The sequence below is a fragment of the Paraburkholderia sp. J63 genome, from assembly GCF_905220245.1.
Taxonomy (GTDB): domain Bacteria; phylum Pseudomonadota; class Gammaproteobacteria; order Burkholderiales; family Burkholderiaceae; genus Paraburkholderia.
Genome location: NZ_CAJMZF010000001.1, coordinates 395,919 through 419,170, shown reverse-complemented (window position 1 = coordinate 419,170; position 23,252 = coordinate 395,919). Strand labels below are relative to the sequence as shown.

22 protein-coding genes and 1 pseudogene are annotated in these 23,252 nt (G+C 66.1%); 7 read left to right on the top strand and 16 right to left on the bottom strand.

What is annotated here, in order from left to right:
* Positions 1–5 precede the first annotated feature (5 nt).
* The 3 genes and pseudogenes from U5775_RS01855 to U5775_RS01845 all read left to right on the top strand — a co-directional run bounded on the left by U5775_RS01855 (position 6) and on the right by U5775_RS01845 (position 3,113).
* Positions 6–1,306, top strand: a pseudogene (locus U5775_RS01855) (MFS transporter).
* A 124-nt stretch (positions 1,307–1,430) separates the two neighbouring features.
* Entirely contained in the window at positions 1,431–2,351 is a 921-nt protein-coding gene (locus tag U5775_RS01850; RefSeq protein ID WP_322056412.1) for a 3-hydroxyacyl-CoA dehydrogenase family protein, read from the top strand.
* A 51-nt stretch (positions 2,352–2,402) separates the two neighbouring features.
* Entirely contained in the window at positions 2,403–3,113 is a 711-nt protein-coding gene (locus tag U5775_RS01845) for an SDR family NAD(P)-dependent oxidoreductase (protein WP_322056411.1), read from the top strand.
* Between the two features lie 79 nt (positions 3,114–3,192).
* Here U5775_RS01845 and U5775_RS01840 read toward each other — a convergent pair whose 3' ends face one another.
* Both U5775_RS01840 and U5775_RS01835 read right to left on the bottom strand, forming a co-directional pair.
* On the bottom strand, positions 3,193–3,810 hold the full coding sequence (locus tag U5775_RS01840; RefSeq protein ID WP_322056410.1) for a glutathione S-transferase family protein: 618 nt from the start codon (positions 3,808–3,810) through the stop codon (positions 3,193–3,195).
* A 91-nt stretch (positions 3,811–3,901) separates the two neighbouring features.
* Complete coding sequence (locus U5775_RS01835; protein ID WP_322056409.1) at positions 3,902–4,267, bottom strand: hypothetical protein; 366 nt, start codon at positions 4,265–4,267, stop codon at positions 3,902–3,904.
* 83 nt (positions 4,268–4,350) lie between these two features.
* On the opposite strand from U5775_RS01835, the gene U5775_RS01830 reads away from it, so the two are divergent.
* Together U5775_RS01830 and U5775_RS01825 are read left to right on the top strand one after the other, a co-directional pair.
* Positions 4,351–4,797 carry a MarR family transcriptional regulator gene (locus U5775_RS01830; RefSeq protein WP_322056408.1) on the top strand — a complete coding sequence of 149 codons (447 nt, stop codon included), beginning with the start codon at positions 4,351–4,353 and terminating at the stop codon, positions 4,795–4,797.
* 39 nt (positions 4,798–4,836) lie between these two features.
* On the top strand, positions 4,837–5,451 hold the full coding sequence (locus U5775_RS01825; protein ID WP_322056407.1) for a LysE family translocator: 615 nt from the start codon (positions 4,837–4,839) through the stop codon (positions 5,449–5,451).
* On the opposite strand, the gene U5775_RS01820 is transcribed toward U5775_RS01825, so the two are convergent.
* The 13 genes from U5775_RS01820 to U5775_RS01760 form a co-directional block, all read right to left on the bottom strand.
* Positions 5,410–5,775, bottom strand: a complete 366-nt coding sequence (locus U5775_RS01820; RefSeq protein WP_322056406.1) for a DUF190 domain-containing protein — start codon at positions 5,773–5,775, stop codon at positions 5,410–5,412. The genes U5775_RS01825 and U5775_RS01820 overlap by 42 nt on opposite strands.
* Positions 5,776–5,949: 174 nt before the next feature.
* Positions 5,950–7,584 (bottom strand): FGGY-family carbohydrate kinase, encoded by a 1,635-nt coding sequence (locus tag U5775_RS01815; protein ID WP_322056405.1) that lies wholly within the window; start codon positions 7,582–7,584, stop codon positions 5,950–5,952.
* A gap of 27 nt (positions 7,585–7,611) precedes the next feature.
* The gene (locus tag U5775_RS01810) at positions 7,612–8,340 is read right to left on the bottom strand and encodes an SDR family oxidoreductase (RefSeq protein WP_322056404.1); all 729 of its coding nucleotides are present in this window, start codon (positions 8,338–8,340) and stop codon (positions 7,612–7,614) included.
* A gap of 62 nt (positions 8,341–8,402) precedes the next feature.
* A complete protein-coding gene (locus U5775_RS01805) occupies positions 8,403–9,662 on the bottom strand; it encodes an ABC transporter permease subunit (protein ID WP_322056403.1) in 1,260 nt (419 codons plus the stop codon).
* Positions 9,663–9,673: 11 nt separating this feature from the next.
* Positions 9,674–10,540: an ATP-binding cassette domain-containing protein gene (locus U5775_RS01800; protein WP_322056402.1), complete on the bottom strand. Its 867-nt coding sequence runs from the start codon at positions 10,538–10,540 to the stop codon at positions 9,674–9,676.
* Between the two features lie 110 nt (positions 10,541–10,650).
* Positions 10,651–11,709 carry a sugar ABC transporter substrate-binding protein gene (locus tag U5775_RS01795; protein WP_322056401.1) on the bottom strand — a complete coding sequence of 353 codons (1,059 nt, stop codon included), beginning with the start codon at positions 11,707–11,709 and terminating at the stop codon, positions 10,651–10,653.
* A 56-nt stretch (positions 11,710–11,765) separates the two neighbouring features.
* On the bottom strand, positions 11,766–12,791 hold the full coding sequence (locus U5775_RS01790; protein WP_322056400.1) for an AraC family transcriptional regulator: 1,026 nt from the start codon (positions 12,789–12,791) through the stop codon (positions 11,766–11,768).
* Positions 12,792–13,149: 358 nt separating this feature from the next.
* Complete coding sequence (locus U5775_RS01785) at positions 13,150–14,499, bottom strand: NAD(P)/FAD-dependent oxidoreductase (RefSeq protein WP_322056399.1); 1,350 nt, start codon at positions 14,497–14,499, stop codon at positions 13,150–13,152.
* Positions 14,500–14,563: 64 nt separating this feature from the next.
* Entirely contained in the window at positions 14,564–15,967 is a 1,404-nt protein-coding gene (locus U5775_RS01780) for a cytosine permease (RefSeq protein WP_322056398.1), read from the bottom strand.
* Positions 15,968–16,076: 109 nt separating this feature from the next.
* The gene (argE, locus tag U5775_RS01775) at positions 16,077–17,291 is read right to left on the bottom strand and encodes an acetylornithine deacetylase (RefSeq protein WP_322056397.1); all 1,215 of its coding nucleotides are present in this window, start codon (positions 17,289–17,291) and stop codon (positions 16,077–16,079) included.
* A 31-nt stretch (positions 17,292–17,322) separates the two neighbouring features.
* Complete coding sequence (locus U5775_RS01770; protein ID WP_322056396.1) at positions 17,323–17,745, bottom strand: RidA family protein; 423 nt, start codon at positions 17,743–17,745, stop codon at positions 17,323–17,325.
* A 140-nt stretch (positions 17,746–17,885) separates the two neighbouring features.
* Positions 17,886–18,557: a DUF1028 domain-containing protein gene (locus tag U5775_RS01765; protein ID WP_322056395.1), complete on the bottom strand. Its 672-nt coding sequence runs from the start codon at positions 18,555–18,557 to the stop codon at positions 17,886–17,888.
* A 143-nt stretch (positions 18,558–18,700) separates the two neighbouring features.
* A complete protein-coding gene (locus tag U5775_RS01760; protein WP_322056394.1) occupies positions 18,701–20,152 on the bottom strand; it encodes an MFS transporter in 1,452 nt (483 codons plus the stop codon).
* A gap of 140 nt (positions 20,153–20,292) precedes the next feature.
* Here U5775_RS01760 and U5775_RS01755 point away from each other — a divergent pair, with 140 nt between their 5' ends.
* A complete protein-coding gene (locus tag U5775_RS01755) occupies positions 20,293–20,799 on the top strand; it encodes a PRC-barrel domain-containing protein (RefSeq protein WP_415913493.1) in 507 nt (168 codons plus the stop codon).
* A gap of 98 nt (positions 20,800–20,897) precedes the next feature.
* Complete coding sequence (locus U5775_RS01750) at positions 20,898–21,299, top strand: DUF3022 domain-containing protein (protein ID WP_322056393.1); 402 nt, start codon at positions 20,898–20,900, stop codon at positions 21,297–21,299.
* 29 nt (positions 21,300–21,328) lie between these two features.
* Here the strand turns inward: U5775_RS01750 and U5775_RS01745 are convergent, their stop codons facing one another.
* Positions 21,329–23,113 (bottom strand): glycoside hydrolase family 15 protein, encoded by a 1,785-nt coding sequence (locus U5775_RS01745; RefSeq protein ID WP_322056392.1) that lies wholly within the window; start codon positions 23,111–23,113, stop codon positions 21,329–21,331.
* Positions 23,114–23,252 lie beyond the last annotated feature (139 nt).

Sequence of the window (23,252 nt, the reverse complement as noted above, 5' to 3'; positions counted from 1 at the left end):
CAGCCATGCCCGTCGATACGCCCGAAGCGTTGTCTTGCACAGCGCTCGAACGCAACGCCCTGTTCGCGCAATACAAATGGCGCGCGCTGACAGGCGTGACTTCTGCTACCTGTTCTATTACACGGGACGGCAAACGCTCGGCTTTGCGGTCGCCGGCATCCAGCACGATTACGGCCTCTCCAAGTACGAGATCGGCTGGATCAGCGCGACCATGCTCTGGTGCTATGCGGGTGGGCAATTCATCAACGGCAATCTCGGCGACAAGCTGGGCGGCAAGACGATGATGATTGCCGGCGCCGTCCTTTCGCTCGCCGCGAACTGGCTGTTCAGCTTCGGCCACACCTTCGTCTTTTTCCTGCTCGCGTGGGGCATCAACGGCTATTTCCAGTCGATGGGTTTCGCGCCCGGCAGCCGGCTTCTGTCGAACTGGTGGGACCACAAGCATCGCGGCTTCGTGTACGGCATCTATGTGGGCTTTTCCGGATTTTCCTCGGTGCTCGCCTATATTCTGCCGGTCCTGATTCTGGGCACGCTGCACTTGAGCTGGGTCTGGATATTCCGTCTCGCGCCGCTCTCGATGCTGCTCGGCGCGCTCGTGCTGCTGCTGTTCGTGACCGAGCGCCCGGAATCGAAGCAGTTGCGCGACGCCGATGAATCGGATAACGAAGCAACTGACGACGCAGCGCCTGCCGACGCGGACGAACCCTTGACGAGCCGCCAGCGCTACATGCTGGTGCTCAAGAACTGGAAGCTCTATATCACCGGCCTCGCCATCGGGTTCCAGAATGCCGCGCGCTATGCGCTCGTGGTCTGGGTCCCGGTGCACTTTCTCGGCCTGCACTGGCAGGCGTCCAGCTCGGTATTCGACCCGAAGTGGATCACGGTGGCGTTGCCCGTGGGCATGGCGCTGGGCTCGCTCTCCAATAGCTGGATTTCCGACGTGCTCTTTCAAGGCAAACACTATGTGGCGATTGTCTGGTACATGGTGCTCGCTTCGGCAACGGCCATGAGCATGATGCTGTTCGGGCACGGCAGCATGGTCGCGATCGGCCTGCTCTTTCTGTGCGGCTTCTTTGTGTTCGGGCCCGCGTCGTCGTTCTGGGCGCTGTGCCCGGACATCTTCGGGCGTCGCGCGGCGGGCACGGCAACGGGCGTGCTCAACACCATGTCGTATGCGTTCGCGGGGATCGGAGAGCCCGTCGTCGGACATATCATCGACGCCTCGGGCAACACGAGCATCATCTTCCCGATCGTCGCGGGGCTCTGCACGGCGAGCGCGGTGATGTCGCTGCTGATCAAGCGCTGATCGAGCGTTAAACACGCCGCCGCGCAGGCGGCACGCCCACGATGGCCTCCAATGAGCAGCAGACATGGCGCAACGCGCTATGCTTGCGGTCTCGGCAAACGTCTCGGCAAGGAGGCCAGCGGGCATGGAAGCAACGGTGACAGTGGTGGGTGTGGTCGGCACGGGCCTGATGGGCGCCGGCATCGCGACACAATGTGCGCTGCATGGCCTGCGCACGATCATGCACGACGTCGATCCCGCGCGCCTCGCGAGCGTGGCCGCGAAGGCCGGGGCCGTGCTCGACGAACTCATCGACGCGGGCCGCATCGACGCCGCCACGCGCACGGCGGCGCTCGCGCGCATCGAAACGAACGCGCGGCTCGACGCCCTCTCCGAAGCGCAATTCGTCTTCGAAGCCGTGCCCGAAGTGCTCGATCTCAAGCACCGGCTCTATGCGCAGCTTGGCGCCGTGCTCGCGCCCGATGCGATCCTCGCGAGCAACACGAGCGGCTTCGAGCCCGACCGGCTCGCCGGTCCGCTGCCCGCGCCCGAGCGCTTCGTGATCGCGCATTTCTGGAACCCACCCCACATGATCCCGCTCGTCGAGGTGGTGCCGGGCAGCACCACCTCGCCCGAAGTCACGGCGCGCGCCGAGGCGCTCATGAGCGCGATCGGCATGGAGCCCGTCGTGCTCGCCCGCGCGATTCCAGGCTTCGTCGGCAACCGGCTGCAGTTCGCGGTGCTGCGCGAGGCGCTCAACATCGTGCGTTCAGGCGCGGCGAGCCCCGACGTGGTCGACCGCGTGATGAAGGCGTCGCTCGGCCGCCGCTGGGGCAGCGTCGGGCCGTTCGAGAGCGCGGACATGGGCGGCCTCGACACCTTCGTCGACATTGCCTCGCATCTCATGCCCGCGCTCGCCAAAGACGAAGACGTGATCGATCTGCTGCGCGATCAGGTGAGCGCCGGACGCGTGGGCGTGCGCAGCGGTGCGGGCTTCTACGACTGGGACGAGGCGCATCTCGCGCGCGTGAAGGCGGCGCGGCGCAAGCTGATTGCGGGCGGTTGAGCGGGCGCGCGCTACGATTAAGTTCGATCGCTCATTGAAGGACACTTCGCCATGTCAACACAGTCATCTCCTCCCACCCTGCTGCTCGTCGGCGCGTCGCGCGGTCTCGGTCATGCGATGGCCGCCGAGTTCGTGAAGCGCGGCTGGAACGTCATGGGCACGGTGCGGGGCGGCACGGCTCGAACCCTGCTCCACGATCTGGCCGACGCGCACCCAGGGCACGTCGAGATCGAGGTCCTCGACATTTGCGAGCCGCTTGAACTGGCGGCGCTGAGCGAGCGCCTTGCGGGACGGACCTTCGACATGCTGTTCGTCAACGCGGGCACGACCAACCGCGACCCGTCGCAGACGATCGGCGAGGTCTCGACCGAGGAGTTCGTGCACGTGATGATCACCAACGCGCTGAGCCCGATGCGCGTGATCGAAACGCTGGCGCAATACGTCGGGCCCGCGGGGCTGATAGGCGCGATGTCGTCGGGGCAAGGCAGCATCGGCAACAACGAGACCGGCGCGCGCGAGCTGTACCGCGGCAGCAAGGCCGCACTGAACATGTTCATGCGCAGCTTTGCAGCGCGCCACGCCGATTCGTCGCGCGCGATGGTCCTGATGGCGCCGGGCTGGATTCGCACCGAAATGGGCGGCGCGGGCGCGCCGTTTACTATTGAGGAGAACGTACCGCGCGTCGTCGATGTCCTGCTTTCGAAGCGGAGCACGCCGGGGTTGCAGTATCTCGACTATCTCGGCCGGACGGTTCCCTGGTAGTTTCCTGGTAGCCTGTTGGCCCGGCTGCGCGCGCCGCACGGCTTCCGCATCGCTCGCCGGGCCAGGACCCACCGCGCAGTCACGCTGCCTTGCGCGCCTCGGCGATACGCTTGGGCGCCTCGGGACGCGCATAGAGACGTTCCAGATACGCCTGCAAACGCGGGAACGCGTCGATCAAGCGGACTTCATTGGCCCAGTCGATCAGATACGCCGTCACGCAGTCGGCCACCGTGAGCCGGTCGCCGACGATGAAGTCGCGCGCGTCGAGATGCGCTTCGAGAATCGCGGCCATCGTCGCGAAATCGGCTCGCGCGAGTTCGATGTCGGCCGGCAGGCGCTGGTCCGGCGGATAGACCAGGGTGTGCCGCGTGATTCGCCATAGCGGCTGTTCGAGCTCCGTCACCGCGAACAGCGTCCAGCGATAAACCTGCGCCCGTTCGTTCAGATCGGCGGGCAGCAATCCTTTCTGCGGATACTTGTCCGCGAGGTACAGCACGATGGCCGCCGATTCGGGAATGACCTGGTCGCCGTCGACCAGCACCGGAACCTTCCCCGCCGGATTGAGGCGCAGGAACTCGGGCCGCTTGTGCTCGCCTTCGAGCAGATTGACCGATATGAACTCGAAATCGGCATCGACTTCCTTGAGCCCCCAGAGCGCACGCTGCGAACGGGTTCCCGCAAATCCGTAAAGCTTCATCACGATCCTCCAGGCTGTGGAAATACGCTTGCATGGCGGGCAACGGCCGCGTCGTTTCTCGCGGCGCTCGCTGCCCCCGGGTCTCGGCCCCTCAACCGCCGGGGATCGGCAGAACGGGCATGACCTCGACGCGATCCCCGGGGAAGATCGCGAAATGCGGATGGCCTTCGAACAGCCTGGCCGCCGCCTCGTGCGAGGTGCTGCGCACAACCGTAAAACCCGTTAGCGCATTGGACGCATCCTCGATGCCGTGCTCGCCGATGCTCTTGGTCTTGCCGAGCGGCCCGCCGAAATCGACGATATCGGCCTTGTGCTCCTCCACCCACGCCTTCCATGCGGCAATGCCCTCGCGCTCCCGGGCATGCCGCGTTTCTTCGGGCTGCGCCCACCACGCCTGCGCGCGCGGGTTGTCCTTGCTACCGATAAAAACGGCGAGAAACAGTTTCTGATCGCTCATGCGGCCTCCAACTGATGAGGAGAGCAACGGGATGTTGCTCGTCCGGCGTTGACAATATAGGTTGATATCAACATAATTGCAACATGGCCAACGTAAAGAAAATCCCTTTCGATACCACGCTCATGGTGCGCGATTGCTGCCTGTGCCTGCACATGCAGCGCGCGGCGCGCAACCTTGCGCGGATCTTCGACGAAGCCTTGCGTCCGCTCGATCTCACGAACGGCCAGTTTTCGCTGCTGATGTCGCTGAACCGGCCGCATCCGCCGGCGATGAAAGACGTCTCGTCGCTGCTGGCGATGGATCGCACCACGCTCACGGCCGCTCTCAAGCCGCTGGAGCGGCGCGGCCTCGTCCGCGTCGAGCAGGACCCGGACGACAAGCGCAGCCGTCTCATCGGCTTGACGCCCGACGGCCACAAGCTGCTCGCGCAGGCATTCCCGGTTTGGCAGCGCACACATGAAGAAGTCGAGCAGCAATTCCCCCCCGGCGAGGTCAACCGGTTGCGCCAGCAACTGCGCGCGCTATCATAGTTTCCGTTCATTCCCCACCCGCCCCGCCACGGAAACACCATGCCCCATTCCGCCAGTCTTTTACTTGCGCTCGCCGGCGTCCTGTTCCTCAGTGTTGCGAGCCCCGGCCCCAACTTTCTGATCGTGACCTCGACGGCAATGGCCTCGCGCTACACCGGCGTCATGACCAGTCTCGGTCTTGCGGCTGCCTCGGGCACCTGGGCGCTGGTCGCGATCGCGGGGCTCAGCCTGATCGTGACGCACGTCGCGTGGATCACTGCGGTAATCCGGCTCGCGGGCGCCCTCTATCTGATCTGGCTGGGAATCAAAATGATCCGCACGGCGCGGCAGCCGCTGCCCGTTGCGGCCGTGGCCGCGAGTTCGGGCTGGGCCGCCGCGAAGAAAGGCTATCTCGTGAGCATGACGAATCCGAAAGCGATTGCGTTCTATGGCAGCATTTTCGCGGTGATGGTGCCGGCCCACGCGAGCGCGTGGTTCGATATCACCGTCGTCGTGCTCTCGATCGGCATCTCGGGCGCGTGGTACGGCTCGATGGCGCTACTTGCCTCCCACCCCACCGTTCGACAGACGCTGCTTCGGCGCAAGGCGGCGCTCGAAACCTCCGCAGGTTTGCTATTGATTGCGCTGGGCGGGCGCATGCTCGTCGCCCGCTGACTGGGGATGGCTGCCGAGCGTCTCGTATTCGATGCGGGTGCGCGTATAGCAGAGGCGAATGCCGCCCTCATGAAGTTTGGCCAGCAACGGGTCGATCGCATCATCGCCAGCGACGACCGTGACGGCGACCGATTGCTCGGCCAGTTCGAAGAAACGCGCGGCGTGGTATTTGCCGTTCGCGTCGATGCCTTCGGCAATCTCGACCACCGTCGCGCCCTGGATGCCGGCATGCTTCGCCTCGCCCAGAATCCATTCGACGACGGGCATATGCCGCACGCGGTGACGCCGGTTGATAACGTAGACGGTGAGCTGACTGCCTTGCATGATCGCCTCCTGGGTTCGTCAGGCGGGCCACGCCATGGCCTCGATAATTAGACTGGCTTCCAACTGCGGGGCTGCTCGCTCGACGAAATGCAGGCGTGGGGATCGTGAGCGGGCCCTTCGGTCCTTGCCTGCCGGATTCGACTGATTTTGTGCAGCCAGAATACTTCTGTATAACTACCGAATCTCCCTGGCCACGTTCTGCAGGCGCCTGAAAGCGTCGTAGCGCGTCTCGTGCAAGGCCGCGATGTGGCCCGCGTCGGGCGCGTAACGCTTGCTGATGCGCGACATGTTCACCATGGCCGTGCGCACGTCGCCGAACACCCCGCCCGCCACGGCGCCCAGCATCGCGGCGCCCAGCAGCACGGGCTCCTGCGCCTGCGTGGCCAGCACGGGCTTGCCCGTCGCATCGGCAAGCAACTGGCGCACGAGGTCGAGCCGCCCCGCGCCGCCGCTGATCACCACCTGCTCGACCGGCGCACCGGCGCTCGCCTGCGCTTCCACGATCTGGCGCAGCCCATAGCCTATGCTGCATACGCTCGCCACGTAAAGCGCCACCAGGCTGTCCATGTCCGTTTCCATCCCGAGGCCCGCGATCACCGCTCTTGCGTGAGGATCGGCGAACGGCGCGCGGTTGCCGAGGAACTCGGGAACGATATGCAGCCCTTGCGCGAGCAGCGCCGCGTCCGACAAGCGGTTCGAGACCAGCGCCGCAAGACCGGCGAGCATGGCCGGCAGCGACTGCCCCTCCTGCGCCGCGCGGGCCTGTGCCTCGGGCGCCAGCGGGTGCATCGCGAGCAGGCGCTCGATCGCGGCGCCCGCCACCGACTGGCCGCCTTCATTGAGCCACGCGTCGGGCACCATCGCCGAATAGTAAGGACCCCAAACTCCCGGCACGAACACGGGCTCGCGCGTGGTCGTCATCGTGCATGACGACGTGCCGAACACATAGCCGAGACTCGACTCGGGATGGCCCTCGGCGCCCACGGTGCCGATGCCTCCCGCATGCGCATCGATCGCGCCCGTGGCGACGGGCGTGCCGGCGCGCAGGCCAAGCTCCTGCGCGGCCTGCGCGGTCAGCCCGCTGCCGAGCGGCGTGCCCGGGTCGACGACGCGCGCGCCGATGCGCGCAAAGCCTTCGTCGGCGAGCACGCCCAAGCCCACGGCCCGAAAATAGCTTTCGTCCCAGCGACGCTCGTGCGCCAGGTAGGTCCATTTGCAGGTGACCGTGCAGGTCGAGCGCGCGAGGTCGCCGCTCGCGCGCCAGGTCAGGAAGTCGGTGAGATCGAAGAACTGCCAGGCCGCGTCGAACACGGCGGGCCGGTGTTCGAGCAGCCACAGCAGCTTGGGCGTCTCCATCTCCGGCGAGATCTTGCCGCCCACGTAGTTGAGCACCGCGTGCCCGGTCGCGTTGATGCGTTCGGCCTGCTCGACCGCGCGATGATCCATCCAGACGATGATGTCGCGCTCGGCGCGCTCGGAGGGTCCCACGGGCAGCGGCTGGCCGCCCTCGCCCAGCACGACCAGCGAGCACGTGGCGTCGAACCCGATTCCGGCAATCTGCTCCGGCGCGATGGCGACCTGCGCGAGCGCCTCTCTCACGGCATGGCAGACCGCGCGCCAGATCTCGGCGCTCGACTGCTCGACGATGGCGCCGCTCGCATGAAACACGGTGATGTCCTGCTTCGCCGAGGCCACCATATCGCCGGCCGGATCGAAGATGCCCGCGCGCGCGCTGCCCGTGCCGACGTCCACGCCGATCACGTAGCGCGCATCGGCGGCGGCGCGGGCTGTGGGGTTCTCAGAGGTCATGGTTTATTGCCAAGGTCCGTACGGGAGTTAGAGATCCACGCTGTTCGGCAGGATCACGAGGTCGCGAATCGTCACGTTGCGCGGCCGCGTGAGCATGAAGAGCACCGCATCGGCGACCTCCTTCGGCTGCATCAGGCTGCCCGCGGCGAGCGCTTCTTCCATTTTCGCTTTCGGCCAGTCGTCGAGCAAGGCCGTGACGACGGGGCCAGGCGCCACCGCGCCCACCCGCACGCCGTACTTGGCGACCTGGCGGCGCGTCGTGTGCACGAAGGCCTGCACGGCGAACTTGGAGGCGGTGTAGATGGGTTCCCACACGACGGGCACGATACCCGCGATCGAGCTCGTGAAAATAATATCGCCCGACTTCTGCAGGACCATGTGCGGCAAGACCGCGTGAACCGAACGGAATGCCGCGTTGATATTGAGGTTGAGCATGCGGTCCCAGTCGTCGGGATTGCCGCCCACGATCTCGCCGCCGATATAGGCGCCCGCGTTGGCGTGAAAAATGTCGAGGCCGCCCGCGAGCTGGAGAATCTTCGGCAGCATGCCCGAGACCTCGGCCGGCTGCAGCAGGTCCACCTGCAACGCCAGCGCGTTCGGGCCCAGCTCCGCGCAGCAGGCTTCGAGCCGCTCTTTCGCGCGGTCGATCAGCACGACCTTCGCGCCCTCGGCGATCAGCGCGCGCGCGCATTCGAGGCCGATACCCGAAGCCGCCCCGGTGATGGCGGCCACCTTTCCTGTCATGAATGCAGACATAAACGATTTTCCTCCTTTGCATACGGACGCCAACGCGGATGCAAACGCATCCCGTCGCGAACTCAGGCGCGGCCGTGCGAAACGCGCGAGCGCCGGGCCAGCGAATCGACGATGACCGCGATCGCGAGCACCGCGCCCGTGATCATGAAGCGCAGCGACGACGACAGGTTCAGCAGCGTGAGCCCGCTCGCGATCGACTGGATCACGATGATGCCGAGCACGGCCGACCAGGCGCTGCCGCGTCCGCCGAACAGGCTCGTGCCGCCGATCACGGCCGCCGCGATCGCGTTGAGGTTCACGTCGCCGGTGCCGGCCTGCTGGCTGGCCGAGGCGAGCCGCGCCGCCGTGAGCACGCCGCCGAGCGCGGCGAAGCTCGCGCACAGCACGAAGGCACTCGTGTAGATGCCGCCGACCTTGATGCCGGCGCGCCGCGCGGCTTCGCGGTTGCCGCCCACGGCGTTCATCGAGCGGCCCCAGCGCGTGCGCTTGAGCGCATAGTCCATGGCCACGGCGAGGCCGAGGAATACGCCGAACATCAACGGCACGCCGCGCCCCTGGTCGAGGTAGCTCACCACGATCTCGAGAAACACCGTGATGACCACCCCGCGCGCGAGCAGGCCGCCCACCGAGGGCGCCGAGAGCCGCGCCTCGCGGCGGCGTGCGCGCGTGCGCAGGCCGAGCAGCACGATCACGATGCCGGGCAGCAACGCGATCAGATGCGAGACGATGGCCGGAATGATCATCAGTTGTCCGAAGTCCACCATCGCCGAACCATAGGGCAGATTGATCGAGCCGTTCGCGCCGAGCACGTAGAGCTGCATCCCGAGAATGGCGAGCAGCCCGGCCAGCGTGGAGACGAAGCTTGGCATGCCCAGGCGGTTGAGCAGCAGCGCATACAAGGCGCCGATCAGCGCGCCCACCACGACGGCGGCGAGAATCGCGAGCAGCACGGGCCAGCCTTCATTGACCCAGAGCGTGCCCACGAGCGCCGACGCAAAGCCGCTCATCGAGCCCACCGAGAGATCGATCTCGCCCACCAGCAGCACGCAGACGATGCCGAGCGAAATGACCCCGACCGTCGAGCAGTCGAACAGCAGGTTCACGAGATTGTCGGCGGAGAGAAACACCGGGTTCAGGCTCGTGAACACGGTCCAGATGATGACGAGACCCACGATGACGGGCAGCGACCCGAGATCGCCCGAACGCACGCGGTCCACGAATGCCGAGACGCTCTCGCCCACGCCCGCGGCATGCTTCACGCGCACGTCGCTGCGGTCGAGCAGCGGGGATGGCTGCGGCGCGCCCTGTGTTTGCTTGCTCATGATCGTTCCTTTCACTGCACGTCCTGTGGGTTCTGCGGGTCTTGCGGATCTTGCTGATCCTGCTGCGCCTGGCGCCGGCCCGCGCGGCGCGAGACCGCGTTTTCGGTCGCGCCGGTAATCGCGGCCACCAGCTCCGCGTTCGAGGAGTCGGGATAGAAGATGCCGTTGTTGCGGCCGAGCCGCAGCACGACGATGCGGTCCGCCACGGCGCGCACGTCCTCCATGTTGTGGCTGATCATGATTACCGCGTGACCCCGGTCGCGCACGCGCTCGATCAGGTTCAGCACCTCGGCGGTTTGCGCCACGCCCAGCGCCGCCGTGGGTTCGTCGAGCATGATGAGCTTCGGGTCGAGCAACAGCGAGCGCGCGATCGCCACCGTCTGCCGCTGGCCGCCCGAGAGCGAGGCCACCACGTCGCGCACGCTCGGAATGCGCGCCGAAAGCTCGTTCAGGAGCGTCCAGGCGCGTACCTCCATCTGCACCTCGTCGAGACGCATCGGACTCAGCTCGCGGCCGAGAAAGATATTGGCGACGACGTCGAGGTTCTCGCACAGCGCGAGGTCCTGGAATACCGTGGCGATGCCGAGATCGAGCGCCGTGGCCGGATCGGAAAGCGTGACGGGCTGGCCGCGAAACGTGATCGTGCCGGCGCTCGGCTGATGGACGCCGGCGAGCACTTTCACGAGCGTCGATTTGCCGGCCCCGTTGTCGCCCACGAGGGCGACCACTTCGCCCGCATGCACGTCGAGCTCGATGTCCGTGAGCGCGGAAACCGCGCCGAAATGCTTCGAGATGCCGCGCAGGCTCAGCACGAGTTCGCAGGGATTCGCGCGCGCCGTGGAGGGTTCGGTCAATTGCACAGTGGATTGCTCAGTCATGGGAGGTGTTCCTCCGGGTTCCGCTTGATGAGATCCGGCTTGCGCCGGATCTCATCGTTCAGGATGCCGTATCAGTTCAGGAAGTCACGCGACGGCATCGGTTCGCTGCATCAGTCCGCAATCCCCAGCTTCTTGCAGCCGTCCGCATAGCGGCCGGTGCACAGGTCCTTCGCGCTGGCGATGCCCTTGTCGACGACTTCCGCCTTGATGTTCTTCGTGGTGATCACCGTGGGCTGGAACAGCTGCGTCGGCGTCTTGAACAGCGTCGTCTGGCCCTTGGGCGCGTGGCCCGACAGGAACCCGACGGCCACCTTGGCGGCCGCGCCCGCGACGATCTCGCTCGGCTTGAGGATGGTGTTGTACTGGTCGCCCGCGATGATGAGTTGCAGGCCGGCCAGCGTCGCGTCGTTACCGGTCACGGGCGGCACCGGGTTCACGCCGGCCGCCTTGAACGCGGCAATGGTGCCGCCGGCCGTGCCGTCGTTGGCGGCCACGACGCCCACGATCTGCGTGCGAAAGCGCGTGATCTGCCCGCTCACCCATTGCTGGGCCTTGGGCGGCGCCCACTCGGGCGTGTCGTACTCCGAAAGCGTTTTGTAGCCGCTGCCCGCGAGCCCTTCGTGAATGCCCTTCTTGATGAGCCCCGCGGCGGCGTCGGTGGGCGAGCCGTTCACTTCGAGCACGCCGCCCTTGCTGGCCGAGACGCCCGTGTCCTTCAGATGCTGCACGAGCGACTGCGCGATGGATTTGCCGATCTGCTCGTTGTCGAACGAGACGTAATAGTCGGCCGGCGTCGAAGGCACGGGCCGGTCATAGGCGATGACCTTGATGCCCTGGCTCTGCGCCATGTGGACCAGCGACGCGGCGGCCGTGGAGTCCACCGGATCGAGCACGATCACTTTCGCGCCCTGCGCGATCACCGAGTTGAACTGTTGCTGCTGCTGCGAAGCGTCGGCGTTCGCGTTCTGGTAAAGCACCTTGCAGTCGGGACACAGCTTGGCCATCTCGGCCTTGAAGCCCGGAAAGTCGTGCTGCTCGTAGCGCGTGGACGCCTGGTCGGGCATCAGGAACGCGACCGTGCCGCTGGGCGCCGCCAGCGCCGTCGTGCCGCTCGTGAGCGCGACGCCCAGGATGGCGGCGCCGATCAGTTGGTTCGATACGTGGGTCATCGAGTGTCTCCGTTGTTAGTGAAATGCCGGTGCGGGTACTGCCTGACAAACATGAGCTAGCCGGGTATGGGCGCCGCGTCGGCCGGTTCCGACGATGCCGGGGATGGCTCCAGTTCAGCGGATTCGGCCGCGCTCGCGGCGTTGAGCTGCTGATACGCGCGCCAGCGCGAAGGCGACATGTCCTTGAGCAACAGGAACTGGCGGTTGAAGTTCGAGAGATTATTGAAGCCGACCTGATAGCAGATATCGGTAATGCTCAGTTTTCCTGACAATAGCAACTGGCAGGCGAGATCGATGCGCAGCCGGTTCACGTACTGCACGAAGGGCATGCCGGTATGGCGCCGGAAGTAGCGCGAGAATGCGCTCACGCTCTGCCCCGAAAGCTCGGCCAGCTCCGTTTCGCGCAGTTCCTGCGAGAGATTCTTGCCGATATAGGCCAGCACGTGATTGATGCGGGTTCCGGCGTAGCGCGTGGGATCGGCGCGATAGGCCGCGCTCGCGAGCTTCACCGGCCCGGGGCTTTGTGCGAGCAGCTCGAACAGCGCGATGAACAGCACGATGCGCCGCAAGCCTTGCGCGCCCAGCATCTCGCGCATGATGGGCCCGGCGGCCGCGCCCGTCTCCGGCGTGAACAGCAGGCCCCAGCGCGACGCGTCGAGCAAGGGCTCCACGCGCCTGAACTCGGGAAAGGCCTCGAACGCGCGCTCGACGAACGCCGTATCGAATTGCAGCACGAGGCAGCGCTCGTCCACGCGCTCGCCGGACGGTACGCTGCTGACCCAGTTGTGCGGCAGGTTCGATCCCATCATCACGAGATTGCCGGGCTCGAAATTGCCGATGTAATCGCCCACGAAATACTTGCCCGTGGTGGCCGTGATCAGGTGGATCTCGTACTCGGGATGGAAGTGCCAGCGGACCGTGCGATACGGGTAGCCATGCGACCAGACCTTGAACGACTCGTCGCGCGGGACCGCGACCAGCTCCAGATCGGGCTGGTCGATTCGCGTGGGATGGCCCTGCGTGGGGCGGCGGTCCGCGGGCCGGCCCGGTTCACGCGCCGTCGCATCCTGAGTGGCTTGCATCTGTCGTCCTCCTGCGCCGGTTCTGTTGTTTTTGTGCGGCTCGCCTCTGCGTCCTTGCATTCTGCGATCGCCATGACTGAGAAATTAGCCCGCTCGGCGATATGTCACCACTGAAAATAAGACCGCTAACTGATACTTTTTTGCATTCGGGTAAGCCCGTACCGGATCAAAAGTCAACTTTTGTGCAAAGCAGCAGCCTCGTCCGCCTGCCCTGGTCGTCGCGAGTCGAGGGGGGCAAATATTGGGCCCACATAGAACCTGCATGTGGCCGCCAGAAATGGCCGAGCGGCCCATCCGCGCGCGTAAAGCGCGGATGGGCCGCTCGATCCAGCCGGTTCGCGAGCGCTCGCTGACTGCGTCAGCTCACGTTCACGGCGCTCAGCTTGCGCATCTGCAACGCCGCCGACTCGCGGCTCGTCGCCTCGTCTTCAAGCGAGCGAGCCTCGCGCTGCACAGCGTCCTGGTAAGCAAGATATTTGCGCTGCGTGACGATATGGTCGGCAATATGCCTGGCGTCGTGCCATACGCCCCAGATGAAGCTGGAGCCGCGGCGCGAGAGCCACGGCAGCCCCAGGAAATAAATGCCGGGCTCGCTCGACACGCCGCGCTGATGCCGGGGCTTGCCCTTCTCGTCGAACGCATTCACCTGGAGCCAGCCGTAATCGACGGCATAGCCGGTCGCCCAGATGATCGACGTGACACCGGCGCCCGCCAGATCGAGCGCGAGAATCGGCTCGGTCACGCAGGCCGGGTCGGGATGCACGCGGCGTGCTTCGGGCTCCAGTGGCAAATCGAGCCCGTTGCGCTCGATATACGCATCGGCGGCGTCGAGCAGCGAGAGATAGTTCTCGTCGCCGCGCTTGAGGTTTTCGGCCAGATCCGTTTCGAAGGTCACGACGCCGTTCTCGAACGACTTCGTCAGGCCGACGAGCGTCATGCCCTGATGCGCGAGCGCGCGGAAGTCGACGGTCTGACCGCCGCGCGCGCCGCTCACCGCGATGGTGACGTGCTCGCGGCCCGCCCGCGGAACCTCGGCATCCCATTCGCCGAGCACGCCCAGCCACCAGCAGAAGTCGCGATTGCGATAGGCGCGCGGCGGCCGGTCGTGCGGCCCCACCGAGAGATAAACCTCGCGCCCCGCACGGCGCAATTCGTCGGCGATCTGCACGCCCGAGGAGCCCGCGCCCACCACGAGCACCGCGCCTTCGGGAAGCTGCGCGGGATTCTTGTAGGATGCCGAATGAATCTGGTGAATATCGCCGTCCTTCGGTGCGATCGGCGCAATGACGGGACGCTGGAACGGCCCTGTCGCCACCACCACGCGACGCGCCTCGATCACGCCGTCGCTGGTCTCGACGACAAAGCCGGCCTGACCGCTCATGCGCGCGACCTTCGTCACTTCCACGCCGGTGCGGATGGGCGCCTCGATCTTCTGCGCATAGGCCACGAAGTAGTCGGCCACCTGGTCTTTCGAGGCAAAGTCGTCGGGGCCGATGCCGTCGAACTCCATGCCGGGGAAGCGATCGTGCCACGCGGGGCCGTTGGCTACCAGCGAATCCCAGCGGCCCGTGCGCCAGCGCTCGGCAATGCGCTCGCGCTCCAGCACGAGATGCGGCACGCCGAGCTTGCCCAGGTGCTCGCTCATGGCCACCCCGGCCTGGCCGGCGCCCACCACGAGCGTATCGATCGAAGTCCTAACGTTTGTCATTGCTGTTTCCTTCCAAATATTCATTGAATTCATGCAAACCACCGGTTCAGCTCGATTCAGCCCGTCACACCGCCATGCCGGCGTGCTGGCGGCGGCGGTAGGCGCTGTCGCGCGAAGCCAGCCAGTAATAAAGCGGCGAAGTCACGAGCAGCCCGACGAGCCAGGACAGATCCGCGCCGTCGATGTGCGCGGCAACCGGGCCCGCGTAGAGGGGCGTGTTCATGAACGGAATCTGCACGGCGATCCCCACCGCGTAGGCGATCAGCGCCTGCGGGTTGAAGCGCCCGTAGATGCCGCCGTCCACGCGGAAAATCGAGCTGATGTCGTACTTGCCCGCGTGAATCACATAGAAGTCGATCAGGTTGATCGCCGTCCACGGCACCAGAACGACCAGCAGCGCGAGCACGAGATCGACGAAATGGCCCACGAAATTGCTCGACGCGCCGATGGCCGCATAGCAGCACGCCACGAGGATCACGACCGAAAGCACCGCACGTGCCTTCGAGGTGGGAATCCAGCGGTACGCGAAGGTCTGCAGCGAGGTGATCGCCGAGAGCACCGCGCCGTAGAGATTGAGCGCGTTATGGCTGATCACGCTGAGCAGGAACAGCACGAGCATCAGCGGGCCGAGCGCGCCGGTCGCCTGCTTGACGGCGTCCATCGTGTCGACGCCGGGCGGCACCGCAAGCGCCGCGACCGCGCCGAACACGAAGGCAAGCGTGGAGCCCAGCGTGCAGCCGAGGTAAGTGGCCCAGAACGTCGAGCCCACACCCACGTTGGCGGGCAAGTAGCGCGAATAGTCGGAGACGTAAGGCGCGAACGCGATCTGCCAGAGTGCCGAGAGCGAGACCGTGGCGAGCCAGCCCGCGAAGTTGAAGCCGCCGCGCGTGAGGAAATCGGCGCTCTGCACATGCGAGAAAATGGTCCAGAAGCCCACCATGATGCCGATGCCGAGCACCCAGGTGCCGATGCGGTTGAGCACGTGAATGAAGCGGTATCCGATGATGCCGATGCACCCCGAGCCCACCGCGCCGATCACGATGCCCACCGGCACCGGCACGCTCGACGCGATGCCGTGCATCGACTTGCCCGCGAGCACGATGTTGGACGCGAAGAAGCCCACGTACATCACGCCCGCGATCACGGTCACGAGCAAGGCGCCCCACGAGCCGAACTGCGCGCGGCTCTGGATCATCTGCGGGATGCCCATTTGCGGACCTTGCGCCGAATGCAGCGCCATCAGCACGCCGCCCAGTGCCTGCCCCACGACGATCGCGACGATCCCCCAGAACAGATTCAGGTGATAGAGCTGCACGCCCAGTGCGCCGGTCACGATGGGCAGCGGCGCGATATTGCCGCCGAACCACAGCGTGAACAGATCGCGCACTTTGCCGTGTCGCTCCTCGGGCGGCACATAGCCGATCGTATGCTTTTCGATAAGCGGGACGGACCCGCGCTCTGCTGACATGACATGTCTCCGGTTCAGCGCGTCAAGCGCGCTGTGATGATTCCGGCGCTCGTTCTGGCGGCGCCGGTTCTGGGCTGGCGCGTATGACGTCGCGCCCTTGTGGCTTTTTTCAGGCTTGCGCGAGCGGGCTCGCGGCGCGCAGCGGCAACTGCGCCGCGAGCCGTTCGAGAAAGCCCAGGCAGCGTTCGAGCTGCGCGATCTCGACGTACTCGTCGGCCTTGTGGCCCTGCTCGATCGAGCCGGGGCCGCAGACGATGGTCGGGATGCCGATGCGCTGGAACAAACCGCCTTCGGTGCCGAAAGAAAGCGTGCGCAGCGTGGCGTCGCCGGTGAGCTCGCAGGCCATGTCGCGCAGCCAGTGCGCCGACGTGTCGGCGGCCAGCGCGGGATAGTCCACGAGCTCGTGCCACTCGATGCCGGTTTGCGCCGATACCGCGTGCATCTGCGTTTCGAGCTCGTCCTCGGCGAAGCGCCGCGCCGCCTGCACGATGTCGTCGATGGCATCGTCGGGCAGATTGCGCACCTCGAATTCGAGCTCCGCGCGATCGGGGATCACGTTGAGCGCAATGCCGCCGTTGAGCTTGCCCGTGTGTACGGTGGTGTACGGCGGCTCGAAGCGCGCGTCGTGGTTGCCGTGCTCGCGCAAGGCGCGGCTCGCGCGGCGCAGATGCACCGCGAATTCAGCCGCGAAATCGACCGCGTTGACGCCGAGATGCGTGAGCGCCGAATGCCCCGCGAGCCCCTTGAAACAGCAGCGATACGCACGCTTGCCCTTGTGCGCGATGGCCACCTGCATGCTGGTCGGCTCGCCGATGATGCAGGCGAGCGGCTTGAACGGCGCACGCTCGAGCTCGTCGAGCAGTCCGCGCACGCCGCGGCAGCCCACCTCCTCGTCGTAGCTGAACGCGAGATGGATCGGCAGCGTGGTGCAATGCTCGACGAAATACGGCACGCTCGCGAGCACGCACGCGAGATAGCCCTTCATGTCGGCGGTGCCGCGGCCCAGCACGCGATCGTCCTGGCGCGTGAGCGCGAACGGCGGCACGGTCCACGGCTGGCCATCGGCGGGCACCACGTCCGTGTGGCCCGAGAGGCACAGCCCCGCGCGGTCGCGCGGCCCGATGGTGGCGTAGAGATTCGCCTTGTCGCGCGCCGCGCTGTAGTTGAGCGTGGCTTCGATGCCGAAGCCCGCGAGATAATCGCGCACGAATGCGATCAGATCGAGATTCGAGCGAGCGCTGCGCGTATCGAATTCGACGAGCGTCTGCAACAGCGCCAACGTCGTATCGAGTCGTGCGTGGGGCTTGGCGTACGGGTTGGACATGGTGCGTCTCCGGCTTTTCGCGGCGTGGCTTTTAATGCTGACGATCGCGCGGAATCACGGCGATCACATCGATCTCGACGAGCCATTCGGGCCGTGCGAGCGCGGAGACCACGAGGCCGGTCGAAACCGGAAACACGCCCTTGAGCCATTTGCCGACCACGTTGTAGACGGCTTCGCGATAGCGCACGTCCACGAGGAAGATCGTGATCTTGCAGATGTCTTCGAGACGGCTGCCCGATTCTTCGAGCAGCATCGCGATGTTGGCCATGGCCTTTTCGGCTTGCGCGGTCACGTCGCCGATGCCGACCGATTCGCGCGTATCGAGGTCCTGGCCGATCTGGCCGCGCACGTAGACGGTGTCGTTGGCGACCACGGCCTGGCACAGGTCGTTATCGAGCTTTTGCTCGGGATAGGTTTCGCGGGTGTTGAACTTGCGAATGCGGGTATGACTCATGTTTGCCTCTGTGTTCGGTGCCGCGCGCGGCAACCGGTTTGATCGATGCGGTAACGCGTACCGCGGTGCGTACAAAACTGAATTATTTACGTAAGCAATCGAAGGGCGTTCGAAGGCGCCCTAATGAAACTTCGTGAAAATCACTCGTCGCCGGGCACGCCATACGAGGGCGCCCGCGTGGGATCGGTGGCGCGCAGGACGTAGTCGTTCATCTGCGGTTCGTAGCGCGTCCACAGCGCGCGCAAGTCGGCAATCGGCTGGTCGCTCCAGTCCACGCGCAGCTCGGCAACGGGCCAGCTCGCGCCGTCGAACACGCAGAGACCCGCCGAATGCACGGGGCCTGCCTCGCCGCCCGCGGCCAGCCCCACCTCAAGCGCGCGCAGCAGACGCTCCGGCAAGGCGCGCGACGCGTGCTCGGCGAACGCCTCGATCATCGCGGCCGGTACGCCCTCATTCGCGAGCAGGTTGCCGACCGCCACGCAATCGGCGCCGCTCGCGCCCGCATGGAGGCCTAGCCCGCGCTCGCCGGTGCGCCACGCGCTGAAACCCGCTGCATCGAGCACCGCAAGCTGGCGCCATTGGCCGTGCGCACGCGCATGCGCGAGGCGCTCCAGCACCGCCTGGGCGCCATAGCCGCGCGCCAGTTCGTCGAGGCCGATCTGGCCCAGGCGCGGATCGGTCACGTTCTGGCTCAGCACCACGCCGTCGCGGCTCGCCCACAGGCAGCGGCTGGGCACCGCGATGCTCGAACTCGTCACGATGCCGCCCACGGCGCCCGTGCGGGCGCAGCGGCCTGCAATCGAAAAAGTCATGAGGGAACTCCCTGATGTGGATGAATGGTCGATCAATGGAAAACAATCTATCGATTCAAAAACCATTCGGAAAATATTGTTTTTCTATATTTTGGAAAGGATAAGACTATGCAGGCGGCCAGACGCCGCCCACGGCGCTCCCTTCACGACTCATCCGATACCGCCGAAAGCGGCGCGGCCACGTGCTCCAGCGACTTGCGCTCGGCGTCCACACCCCAGATCGCGGCGATCAGCGCGGCGCCCAGCATTAGCGCGGAGCCCACGAGGTAGCCCGTGAGCACTTCGCCGCGCTGGTGCGTATCGATCAGATGTCCGAAGAAAACCGGCCCCACGATGCCGCCGAGCGCCGTGCCGAACGCATAGAACACCGCAATCGCGAGCGCGCGGATTTCGAGCGGGAACGACTCGCTCACGGTCAGATAAGCCGAACTCGCGGCCGCCGACGCGAAGAAGAAAATCACCATCCACGCGAGGGTTTGAGTCGTGACGGTCAGCAAGCCGTGCGCGAACAGATAGCCGCTACCCGTCAGCAGCAGACCCGAGATCGCATAGGTGGCGGCAATCATCTTGCGGCGGCCGAGCACGTCGAAGAGACGCCCGAGCACGAGCGGCCCGAGGAAATTGCCGAGCGCGAATGGCAGCAGATAGAAGCCCACGTCGCCGCCCGGCACGTGATAGAAGTCCGTGAGCACCAGCGCGTAGGTGAAGAAAATCGCGTTGTAGAAGAACGCCTGGGCCGTCATCAGCGAGAGGCCGACGACCGCGCGGCGGCGGTGCTGCACGAAGATCGCGCGCAGCACCCCGGCGAGCGGCGTATGGCTGCGGGCGCGCAGCCGCAGCGGCTTGCCCGCCGGTTCGCCGAGCACGTGACCCGCCTTGCGAAAGCGCGCTTCGATCGACTCGACGATGGAGCGGGCCTCGTCGTGCTCGCCGTGCGTGAGCAGCCAGCGCGGGCTTTCGGGTATCCACGTGCGCATGGGCAGGATGATGAGCGCGAGCACGGCGCCGATGAAAAAGCACACGCGCCAGCCCCAGTCGGGCGGCAGCAGATGCGGCTCGAGCACGACCAGCGAGCCCGTGGCGCCGATGGCCGCGCCCACCCAGAAGGTGCCGTTGATGCCGAGGTCGGTCCAGCCGCGCACGCGCGCCGGCGTGAACTCCTGGATGGTCGAATTGATGGCCGCGTACTCGCCGCCGATGCCGGCGCCGGTCAGCGCGCGAAACACCACGAAGCTCGCAAAACTCCACGAGAACGCCGTGGCGGCGGTGGCGAGCAGATAGACCGTGAGCGTGATGAAAAAGAGCTTGCGCCGCCCCAGCCGGTCCGTGAGCCAGCCGAAGCCGAGCGCGCCGCAAACCGCGCCCGCGATATACGCGCTGCCTGCAAGACCCACCTCGGTATTGTCGAAATGGAGCATCGGGCTCGTCTTGAGCGCGCTCGCCACCGCCCCCGCGAGCGTCACTTCGAGCCCGTCGAGCAGCCAGGTGACGCCGAGCGCCACGACGATCAGCACATGGAAGCGGCCCCACGGCAGGCGGTCGAGCCGCGCAGGGAGGTCGGTTTCGACGATGGATTGCGTTTCGGTCGTATGCATCGCTTGGGGCAGGTCTCAAGTCGTTGGCATGGGTGCAGCACCAACGTTGAATCGCACGCATAGGGCATGCCCGCATAGTTGAGGCACGCGCGATGCGACAAACAAGGTGTCGACAGAACCATTAATTGAGGGAGCACATCATGCCTATGAACCCCGCTTCTCCGCCCGATTCGCCGCACATCGGGGCGCGTATCGTCGGTAAGGGCAGTCAGACCGCTGCCGGTCCCGGCCCCGATCTCATGGGGGCGAGCACGCTCGTTGGGGATAACGTTTTCAGTTCGGATAACGAAGAAGTTGGCAAGATCAAGCAGATCATGCTGGAGGTCGAGAGCGGGCGCATCGTCTACGCGGTGATGTCGTGCGGCGGCTTTCTCGGTCTCGGCGGCAAGCTGCTGGCGCTGCCCTGGCCCGCGCTCACGCTCGATACCACCCACAAGTGCTTCGTGCTCAACGTAAGCGCCGAAAAGGTCAAGCAGGCGCCCGGCTTCGACAAGGATCACTGGCCCGCGATGGCCGATATCGGCTGGGCCACCACGCTGCACGAGTACTACGGCACGCGCGCGCACTGGGAAGAGGATGCGCCCGCGCCAGGCGGCGGCCAGGACGAGCCACCCGAGCCACCCGAAGCAGGCGGCGTGAAGCTATGACGCGTGCGGCCCCTTTGCGGCAACTGCATGTGGCAACTGCATGCAGCAACACCATCAAGCAACCCCCGGCGGCCATCCCATACGCCGATGGAGAGACTATGAAGATGAAGAAATTCGATTTCGACCAACGGCTCGAAGAGATCCAGATCGCACTGGCCAATCTCTTCGACTCTCCGAAGACTTCCACCGTAAGTCTCCTTGAAGAAGGCGACACGGTTACCGTCCATCTTTCCTGGGTGGTGGAATCGCATGGCGACTCCACGCTCGATGCGCGCTGCGCAGCCACGATCCGCGCGACACGTGCGCAGCTCGAAGGCTACGCGGCGCTCGATACCGTGCAACGGCGCACCATCCAGCAACGCATCCGCCAGCGCGTGCGCACGCGTTTCGAGGAATGCGAGGATCCCGCGAAGCCAGGCAGCGCCTGCTCGTTCGACGTGGCGCTCGACGACGCGACCTTCCGCGCCGACAAAGACGACTACTTCCCGAGCATCGAGTGAGCGAGGCCGAAGCAGCGCGCGCTCGTGTATTAGTACGCCGCCGCGCTGCGATGACGCTTCGCAGTCCCACTCAATAGCAGCGCCGTCTTGACGACCGCCATATGCGTGAGCGCCTGCGGAAAATTACCGGCGAGGCAACGCGCGCGCACGTCGTATTCTTCGGCGAGCAGGCCGACATCGTTGGCCACCGCGAGCACGCGCTCGAACTGTCGGCATGCCGCGTCCTCGTCGCCGCGCAGATACAGGCAGTCGGCCATCCAGCACGAGCACGCGAGAAACGCACCCTCGTCGGGCGCTTCGCCGCCGCGCCGCCAGCGGCGGATCAGGCCGCCGTCGCCGAGCTCGGTGCGCAACGTATCGAGCGTCGCCGACATGCGCGGGTCGTCGGCGCGCAGGAAGCCCACCAGCGGCATGAGCAGCACGCTCGCGTCGAGCGCCGTGTCGTCGTAGCTGCGCACGAACGCGCGGCGCTCCGCATTCCAGCCGCGTGTGAAAATTTCCTCGCGCAGCGCGCGGCGCAGCGCGATTGCCTGCTGCATGAGGGCGTCGCCGCGGCCGGGGCCGGCCTCGCGCCAGTGCGTAACGAAGCGGTCGAGCGCGACCCAGGCCATCACACGCGAGGTCGTGAAATGGCATGGCGTGGTGCGCGATTCCCAGATGCCGGAGCCCGGCCGGTGGTAATGATCGAGCAGCCAGCGCACGATGCGCGCTTCGAGTTCGGCCTCGCCTTCCACGGAGTCTATGCCCGCCTTGCGCGCGAGATAGAGGCAGTCGAGCGCCTCGCCGAATACGTCGGGCTGGTATTGCGTAGCCGCCGCGTTGCCCATGCGCACCGGTCCCGCGCCGCGCCAGCCCGCGAGCGCGGGAATCGTGCGCTCGCGCGGCACGCGCTCGCCCTCGACGCAATACATGATGTGGAAGGTGTCCAGGGTCTCGCCGAGCGAGCGCAGCAGCCAGTCGCGCCAGGCCAGCGCCTCCTTGTGAAAGCCTGCTTCGATCAGCGCTTCCAGCGCGAAGCTCGCGTCGCGCAGCCAGCAATAGCGGTAATCCCAGTTCATGCCCCCGTCCGGCGCCTCGGGCAGCGAGGTCGTGGGCGCCGCGACCATCGCGCCGCTCGGGCGGTAGATCAGCGCCTTCAAGGTGAGCAGCGAGCGCCGCACGGCCTGCGGCCAATGCGTGCGGCGATCGTCGAAGCCGTCGATCCAGTGCCGCCAATGGCGCCGCGTGTCCTGCAGCGCGAGCGGCGCGGTCACCGTGTCGATGCCGGGCGCCTCGCCATGGCACAGCGTGAAGACGACACGCTTGCCTGCCTGCAGCGCAAACGACGCTTCGAGCGCGTGTCCGCGCGCGCGTAGCGGCACGTCCGCGCGCAGCGTCATCGCGCCGCTCGCCGTGCGCATCGTCACCACGCCCTGCTCGGGCACGAGCACGGGCGGCGGCGCATCCGCATCGGCACGGGGATGCAGAATCGCGCGCATCGTGACGCTGCCGTGCAGTCCCTCGACCATGCGCACGATGCACGGCTCATGCGTCTCGACGGCCATGAAGTCGGTGAGCCGCACGCAGCCGCCGTTGCATTCGAAATCGGTTTGCATCACGAGCGTGTCGTCTTCGTAGCCACGGCTGATGCTGTGCGCGGGCTCGGCGGGCGCCACGCGCCAGTGGCCGTTTTCAGACGTACCGAGCAGCGCCGCAAGGCTCGGCTCGCTGTCAAAGCGCGGCCAGCAGAGCCAGTCGATCGTGCCGTCGCGGCTGAGCAGCGCGGCGCCACGGCCGTCCGCGAGCAGCGCGTAGTCTTCGATGCGGCGGCTCATGAGCAGCGGTTCCCGCATCGCCCGAGGCGCGCGCCCGCCAGCGAAGCCGCCGCGAGACGCCGCAGCAAGAGCCGTCGACCCCACGCGCCGATGCAAAATGCTTCGGACATCGTAGCGTTCCCGTTGGTCCCGATCGTCC

What these genes read in the sequence shown, in the direction of transcription:
- U5775_RS01850 (WP_322056412.1), top strand. Translation starts at nt 1,431, where the DNA reads ATGGAAGCAACGGTGACAGTGGTGGGTGTGGTCGGCACGGGCCTGATG.
- U5775_RS01845 (WP_322056411.1), top strand. Translation starts at nt 2,403, where the DNA reads ATGTCAACACAGTCATCTCCTCCCACCCTGCTGCTCGTCGGCGCGTCG.
- U5775_RS01840 (WP_322056410.1), bottom strand. Translation starts at nt 3,810, where the DNA reads ATGAAGCTTTACGGATTTGCGGGAACCCGTTCGCAGCGTGCGCTCTGG.
- U5775_RS01835 (WP_322056409.1), bottom strand. Translation starts at nt 4,267, where the DNA reads ATGAGCGATCAGAAACTGTTTCTCGCCGTTTTTATCGGTAGCAAGGAC.
- U5775_RS01830 (WP_322056408.1), top strand. Translation starts at nt 4,351, where the DNA reads ATGGCCAACGTAAAGAAAATCCCTTTCGATACCACGCTCATGGTGCGC.
- U5775_RS01825 (WP_322056407.1), top strand. Translation starts at nt 4,837, where the DNA reads ATGCCCCATTCCGCCAGTCTTTTACTTGCGCTCGCCGGCGTCCTGTTC.
- U5775_RS01820 (WP_322056406.1), bottom strand. Translation starts at nt 5,775, where the DNA reads ATGCAAGGCAGTCAGCTCACCGTCTACGTTATCAACCGGCGTCACCGC.
- U5775_RS01815 (WP_322056405.1), bottom strand. Translation starts at nt 7,584, where the DNA reads ATGACCTCTGAGAACCCCACAGCCCGCGCCGCCGCCGATGCGCGCTAC.
- U5775_RS01810 (WP_322056404.1), bottom strand. Translation starts at nt 8,340, where the DNA reads ATGTCTGCATTCATGACAGGAAAGGTGGCCGCCATCACCGGGGCGGCT.
- U5775_RS01805 (WP_322056403.1), bottom strand. Translation starts at nt 9,662, where the DNA reads ATGAGCAAGCAAACACAGGGCGCGCCGCAGCCATCCCCGCTGCTCGAC.
- U5775_RS01800 (WP_322056402.1), bottom strand. Translation starts at nt 10,540, where the DNA reads ATGACTGAGCAATCCACTGTGCAATTGACCGAACCCTCCACGGCGCGC.
- U5775_RS01795 (WP_322056401.1), bottom strand. Translation starts at nt 11,709, where the DNA reads ATGACCCACGTATCGAACCAACTGATCGGCGCCGCCATCCTGGGCGTC.
- U5775_RS01790 (WP_322056400.1), bottom strand. Translation starts at nt 12,791, where the DNA reads ATGCAAGCCACTCAGGATGCGACGGCGCGTGAACCGGGCCGGCCCGCG.
- U5775_RS01785 (WP_322056399.1), bottom strand. Translation starts at nt 14,499, where the DNA reads ATGACAAACGTTAGGACTTCGATCGATACGCTCGTGGTGGGCGCCGGC.
- U5775_RS01780 (WP_322056398.1), bottom strand. Translation starts at nt 15,967, where the DNA reads ATGTCAGCAGAGCGCGGGTCCGTCCCGCTTATCGAAAAGCATACGATC.
- argE (WP_322056397.1), bottom strand. Translation starts at nt 17,291, where the DNA reads ATGTCCAACCCGTACGCCAAGCCCCACGCACGACTCGATACGACGTTG.
- U5775_RS01770 (WP_322056396.1), bottom strand. Translation starts at nt 17,745, where the DNA reads ATGAGTCATACCCGCATTCGCAAGTTCAACACCCGCGAAACCTATCCC.
- U5775_RS01765 (WP_322056395.1), bottom strand. Translation starts at nt 18,557, where the DNA reads ATGACTTTTTCGATTGCAGGCCGCTGCGCCCGCACGGGCGCCGTGGGC.
- U5775_RS01760 (WP_322056394.1), bottom strand. Translation starts at nt 20,152, where the DNA reads ATGCATACGACCGAAACGCAATCCATCGTCGAAACCGACCTCCCTGCG.
- U5775_RS01755 (WP_415913493.1), top strand. Translation starts at nt 20,293, where the DNA reads ATGCCTATGAACCCCGCTTCTCCGCCCGATTCGCCGCACATCGGGGCG.
- U5775_RS01750 (WP_322056393.1), top strand. Translation starts at nt 20,898, where the DNA reads ATGAAGATGAAGAAATTCGATTTCGACCAACGGCTCGAAGAGATCCAG.
- U5775_RS01745 (WP_322056392.1), bottom strand. Translation starts at nt 23,113, where the DNA reads ATGAGCCGCCGCATCGAAGACTACGCGCTGCTCGCGGACGGCCGTGGC.